At 49.0% G+C, this 6000-nt stretch carries 7 protein-coding genes; 3 read left to right on the forward strand and 4 right to left on the reverse strand.

Going from position 1 to position 6000, the window contains the following annotated elements; all coding sequences use genetic code 11:
• On the forward strand, window positions 1-306 hold the full coding sequence (locus tag BMY01_RS18125) for a DUF8087 domain-containing protein (RefSeq protein WP_217638668.1): 306 nt from the start codon (window positions 1-3) through the stop codon (window positions 304-306).
• A 131-nt stretch (window positions 307-437) separates the two neighbouring features.
• On the opposite strand, the gene BMY01_RS12790 is transcribed toward BMY01_RS18125, so the two are convergent.
• The 3 genes from BMY01_RS12790 to BMY01_RS17840 form a co-directional block, all read right to left on the reverse strand.
• Window positions 438-1376, reverse strand: a complete 939-nt coding sequence (locus BMY01_RS12790) for a hypothetical protein (protein ID WP_074747983.1) — start codon at window positions 1374-1376, stop codon at window positions 438-440.
• Window positions 1377-1776: 400 nt separating this feature from the next.
• Window positions 1777-2439, reverse strand: a complete 663-nt coding sequence (locus BMY01_RS12795; protein WP_254772737.1) for a tyrosine-type recombinase/integrase — start codon at window positions 2437-2439, stop codon at window positions 1777-1779.
• Between the two features lie 344 nt (window positions 2440-2783).
• Entirely contained in the window at window positions 2784-3068 is a 285-nt protein-coding gene (locus tag BMY01_RS17840; protein ID WP_175463260.1) for a hypothetical protein, read from the reverse strand.
• Between the two features lie 169 nt (window positions 3069-3237).
• Between BMY01_RS17840 and BMY01_RS12800 the strand changes: the two genes are divergently transcribed.
• Window positions 3238-3516, forward strand: a complete 279-nt coding sequence (locus BMY01_RS12800) for a hypothetical protein (protein ID WP_074747986.1) — start codon at window positions 3238-3240, stop codon at window positions 3514-3516.
• Between the two features lie 174 nt (window positions 3517-3690).
• Window positions 3691-5025, forward strand: a complete 1335-nt coding sequence (locus tag BMY01_RS12805) for an MFS transporter (protein ID WP_254772738.1) — start codon at window positions 3691-3693, stop codon at window positions 5023-5025.
• 157 nt (window positions 5026-5182) lie between these two features.
• On the opposite strand, the gene BMY01_RS12810 is transcribed toward BMY01_RS12805, so the two are convergent.
• Window positions 5183-5737: a hypothetical protein gene (locus BMY01_RS12810; protein ID WP_074747992.1), complete on the reverse strand. Its 555-nt coding sequence runs from the start codon at window positions 5735-5737 to the stop codon at window positions 5183-5185.
• Between the last annotated feature and the right edge of the window lie 263 nt (window positions 5738-6000).

A 6000-nucleotide genomic window follows, 5' to 3' on the forward strand; every position in this document is an offset into this window, starting at 1 on the left:
ATGAAAAAAGCAAAATTGCGCGACAGTAATGAAGAAAAAATTGCACAAGGCAAAGATAGAAAACAGCCGCCTGAGACAGGCGTGTATGTCTCCACGAAAGAGCCCTTAGGGATGCGCTTCGTAGTTGAAGATGTGATATTTGCTGAGGATGAAGAGGGCTTTTTTCTGGTTCAGATGATAGATGAAGCTAGTGCTGGTGATATGACAGCAATGGGTGATGAGCTTGATCCAGACGAATGGTTTACGTTAGTTGATCAATATGGATTGGTCAAACCTGACGGTTTAAGATGTAGCGGCAAGATTTGATCTTGCATTGATGTCAGACTCAAGTTACTGCTTTCGAAATATTTCAGCAGTTGTATCCGAAACGAGGAAACTCAACGCTGGCATCCATAGGTACCGCGCGGCTTTATCGGTGGGGCTCGATGAATGAGGGATTACGTGTCGGTGGGTCTCACGGCGGCCTTGATCGATGCTTCGAAATACTGTGTGCCTGTATATCCGAAAATTGCCCCAACTACAAACGCCCCATAAAAGTCCTCAAGGGTTACAAAACCTTTTGATGACTCTTGCCGTGACAGGACAATGGCAAGGATCATCGCCATTACGATGACGCCCAATACACTAACGACGGAAGCCGCGACTGAAAAGTCGTCCGTAAGAACACCTTTATTCAACTGTCTTGCTAGCCATCCGAGAATACCTCCAGAAACTGCGCCGAACACGATGGACTTTACAGGAGGTTGAATGGACAACGTTACTGGAACGACTTGGCTGTGCGGTTCGTTTCCAACCCTGAATTTAATGAGTGCATACAGGTCGAGAACTTTAGGTTTCACCAACAGCCAATGAGCAGTCTTCAATTCGAACGAAGCTAAATCCTCCTGCTGAGAAAAAATTATTCTCTCCTTGCTGGGGGTAGATTTGGAATCCGCTTTTGCGTCAGGGATATCAAACACGAGTTCCGCACCTTCCTCAACATTGAAGTTGATTATGTCATACGGCCCTAAGGGGCTTTTAACAATAGCCTTCGAGTGCGGTTCCATATTTATATTGATTTTTTTTCCTTCCGACCCAGGAAACTCGGCCGTAAGGGAGCCAAAGCTAATTTCTTTTACTCTAATCCCGGAGAAGATCGAAGCAAAGCGAGCGAGATAGCTCGAATTCTTACCATCCATGGGGGACGGCTTTTCCTCTGCTTCAGCTGGCATTGGTAACAATGGGGCGGAAGACGGGGCTTGGATTGATTCAATAACAACCTCTTGAGAGAAAGGATTACGGATGACCAGACTTACAGTAGCTTGAGTGCCGGCCACTATCGGAGGCGCTTTCACCTCAATAGACAACAGTCCTTTGGCTACGGAGTTTTCCATCATAGACCTTCCGGCACTGATCAGCCCAGGCTAAGGCCTCACAGTTATTCAGCAGATCAACCGGTCTTTATTATTGAAAATAGAGGAGCACGAAGATCACTAAAACGCTTGATGATTGCGGCTCCACAATTATCTGTCATTAAGCACATGATAGTACAGGCATCTACAGTTTACTTATCTAATCTTGCCTCATCCAAACAGTCTTTTACCTCCAATGGCAGTTCCTAGCCATTCAAGGCGATTCGAATCTTAGAATGTCAGATTTAACAAAAAAAGATTCGTCAATCCAGAACTTTCTGGTCGTCCTTGGGGAACAATAGCGGAATATATATTTGTAATAACATGAAAATTAATAATTCTGTGTTTTAGATCGTTGGCCAATTAGCTCGACGATTAGAGTAAGCTATTCCGAGAGAATGCTGCTAAGTATGTGATCGGTGATCCGCTGCATAGGCCCTCTTAGCCGTTCCACATCGTTGACAATATACCCTGCGGTGACATCACTGCTCATTTTATGATTCACCAGGCGCTTTAATGCATAGGCGGAGATATCGATACTTTCGGCAATTGTTATATAGCTGCGGCGCAGATCATGCAGCGTAAAGGGCACTCCAGAGACCTCAATCACTTTCTTCACTTGGCTGCGAGGCTCGATCAAATACCCTGCCTTTCCACTTCCGGCAAAAACGTAATCGGAATTCGTCCTAGCTTTCCTGTTTTCCAAGAGGTTGTACAAAAAATCAGTAAGGGGCAATGTCAATGGTTGCCGGTTCTTGGTATCACTGATTGTAAACGACCTACCTAATAAATCGATATCGGACCATTTTAAGGTTGCCGCTTCCTGGCGGCGCAGTCCGGTAAATAGAAGGAAGAGCAGATAATCGGCAACAAGCGCGGATTGTTGAGAGATGTTGTCATTCTTGAGCGACATTACGCCTTGATACCACAGAGCGAGCTGGTGAAACCAAGAGGGAGTTGTCTGGTTGACTAAGAGGTAAAGCGGGTGGTTGTTGAGCGAGAAAAACCCCAAGATGCCCCAGGAATCAATTACAGCCCCTACACTCAATTATCCCTCTTTCCTATATCTTTGCCCAGGCAGACCAATTAACGTTCGTCCTGGGTCTTCCTGGAGAGGCATCTTTGAGAAAGCGACTCCCCTAGCTAAGGATGACCGGGTGGACGTACTCCGCATGGCTGCCCAATATTGGGTAGACCAGATGGACAGGGACGTTAGGAAGCCCGAGGAGGAGCACAAGCAAGCCCTCCTTGAACAAGACTAGCCAAGTTCCACCAGCATGTGTTCGGAGGTAATTCTTATAAGATAGCTGCCGGACTAGCTCGATGCTTTGAGAGAGCTATTCGGCACTGATGCTTCTAAGAATATGGCTGGTAATTCTCGCGTAGGCTCTCTTAGTCGTTCCACATCGTTAACAATATAACTTCTGTCACGTCATTGCTCATTTTATTGCTCACCAAACGCTTTAACGCATAAGCCGAGATATCGATACTTTCTGCAATTGTGATATAGCTACCGCCCAGCTCATGCGGAGTAAATGGAACTTCACATGCGTTAATCACCTCCTGAATCTCATTACAACAGTGAATAGATGCCTCGCTTCGCCAGGAAGTAGTGCTCTTTCTACTTTCTTTTGCTGCCGTTTCAGCAATCTGTCGAAAGGCCGTACCAAGGTCCAATAGTAAAACGCTCCGATGCGATTATCATAGAGCACTGGAAACTCTTGCTGGCATGAGGAATTAGGCTGTATCAGCCAAGAGGGAAGAGTTTTACCTGGACCTGCTCCTATCACTGACAGACTCTGGCCCAGGAGACTTTGCTTGATAAACCAATAATAGACAGCTGAAGATGAATGACCCAATAACTTACGATCAAGCGTACGATCTCGCGAATATTCTGATCAAGAAGGCGACCAAAGACGAGCTGGCGGAGTGCGCGCGACTGCTTGCATTAAATCTGGCTCACCATCAGGTGAAACACGGAGAGATAGCAGTAATAGACACCTTAACCCTGCTGCGCTCATTTGAGTGTACCGAGGAACACCTGAATGTGTTGATGGAAGGCATGCTGAATCTGATAGGTGTCCTGGTAAACGTCTGCGGTGGGGTAGGGCAGGCAAAACATTGAGGTTTGGTCTTAGTAAGCGCTTACTTCGCATGAATAGCCGCTGCTGAACCTTGCTATGGCTGAGTATTTCCTGAATACTCGGGTATCATGTGAGCCACATCTATCCCCAGGTAATCATGGGGGCTGAACGAGAGCGAATCAGGCCCACAAGGGTATCACACCATATTGGATCTCATGCAGGTACAAGATAAGTCCCGATACCTCGCTCCTGGGGTAAGCCGACGTGAAGTCTGGTCATGGGCAATGTTCGACTTCGCGAATTCAGGCTACACCACCGTTGTGATTACCGCCATTTTTAACGCCTATTTTGTGGCGGTGGTGGCGAATAATGAAGCGTGGGGGACGTTTGCGTGGACAGCAGCGTTGGCGGTGTCGTATGCGCTTATTATGGTGACTGCGCCAGTGATAGGCGCTTATGCTGATGCATATGCAATGAAGAAGCCTTTGCTGCTGGTGAGCACAATCGGTTGCGTGCTTTTTACCGCATTGCTTTACTTTGTCGGTCCGGGCGATCTGATGTTGGCCGTGGTATTGATCGTGCTAAGTAACTTTTTCTTCAGCAGCGGCACGAATTTGATTTCAGCTTTTCTGCCGGAACTCGCCCACGGCGAGGCATTGGGAAAAGTTTCCGGGTGGGGCTGGAGTTTCGGCTATGTTGGCGGGCTGATCAGCCTGGGATTGTCGTTGGCTTACGTGACTTGGGCACAAGGCCAGGGCTGGCTTGCAGAGCAGTTCGTTCCGGGCGCAATGCTTATAACTGCCGGCCTTTTCGCGATTTCGAGCATACCGACTTTTCTCTTTCTCAAGGAACGTGCGCTGCCGCAGTCGCATCCAGCGGAACGCCATGTCGTGCGCGAAGCATTTGCCCGCTTGCTTGTCACGTTCCATCATGTGCGCGATTTTCGCGACCTCGTACGCTTTCTCGCATGTATCGTGTTTTACCAGGCGGGCATTCAAACCGTGATTACTTTAGCCGCCATATATGCGCAGCAGGTAATGGGCTTTGATACCGGCGATACCATGTTTCTGGTTCTGGTTGTCAACATCACGGCATCGATCGGTGCGTTCGCCTTTGGCAATATCCAGGACAGAATCGGCCATATTCCCACCATCGCGCTGACCCTCGGAGGCTGGATTGTAATGGTGTTGCTGGCATGGATGGCTGCGACGCGCCCCATGTTCTGGCTTGCTGCCAATGTCGCCGGCCTTTGCCTGGGAGCGTCGCAATCGGCAGGGCGCGCACTAATAGGCTATCTCAGTCCGGATGCGAGACGCGCCGAATTTTTCGGACTGTGGGGACTTGCAGTCAATTTATCCTCGATACTCGGTCCGATCACGTATGGGATCGTGAGCTGGATTTCCGGGGGCGACCACCGGCTGGCCATGTTGATTACCGGCAGCTATTTTATTATTGGCTTGATGATATTGATGAGCATCAATATACAACGGGGACGGCAAGCCGCACTGAGCATCAGCACCCCAGGGGAGAGCCTTACAGGGAATCGCTGATAAGCAATCATCCTGTAGGTTCATGCCACCAGACTTTCCATTTCAGCTGCCTGTTATCTCCTTTTTGAGTCTGGCGCCATTGCCGGTTTATCTGCGCTTATTCTAGATAAACGCAGATACCCGCCGTTCCATCCTGGCTGGCCTCGCGGCTTGATAATCAGTGATGCATGTGGTGATTATGATCGCCGCCTTGGTTCCCGCTTTGGCCGTGCGACCCATGGCCACTATGATTTCCGTGACCGGCGTGGTCGCCATGACCCTCTTCTGATTTTTTATCGCTCTTTTTCTGCGAATCCTTCGCCGCAGCCTTCTTCAATGGAGTGAACCGGGCGGATTGCGCCTCTTGTTCCGGCAATTTGACAAATACGACGACTACCGTTTCCGGGGTCAGGACGAAATCTCCCGTTCCTTTCATTATGTTATTTCCCGCCGGTTCGAGCTTTATGGAAGTTTTCGGCTTGGCTTTACCGACTTGCAATGCCGCCTTGCCCACGCCTCCTTCTGTGTTGATCTGCGCATCTGCATGATCTGTTACATAAACCGTCAATTCTTTATCTTTGGTTACAAGCTCCAGATGATAGGGCCCCGCCATACGCATTTGCCCGGCGTGGGGCGCAGCATGAGTCTCGAAATATTCGTCGGTATGCGCCGAAGCGGGCAATGACACGGCCAGAACAGCACTCGTCAAGACCATGACCATCGATTTAATCATTTGCTCTACTCCTTGTAGGTACGAATTGAAGAATTTTAATGCGTGCCCCATCTCGGGAACCGTATTGCTGCTTGCTTCTCTTGCTTGGATTGCTCTTACTTCTCTTCCTCAAAATTTTCCGGAATCCCCCGCGACATATTTTTGCTTTTCCGGCTGTATTGCCCCAGGTTTCCATGCGCCCTGAACCTAGAGGGGCACGGTCCATGCCTGTCGAAGGGGAGTGGCGCCGGGATCGCCCTATAAAAGAACGCACGCTTTCAAGG

The organism is Nitrosospira multiformis (genome assembly GCF_900110185.1).
Classification (GTDB): domain Bacteria; phylum Pseudomonadota; class Gammaproteobacteria; order Burkholderiales; family Nitrosomonadaceae; genus Nitrosospira; species Nitrosospira multiformis_A.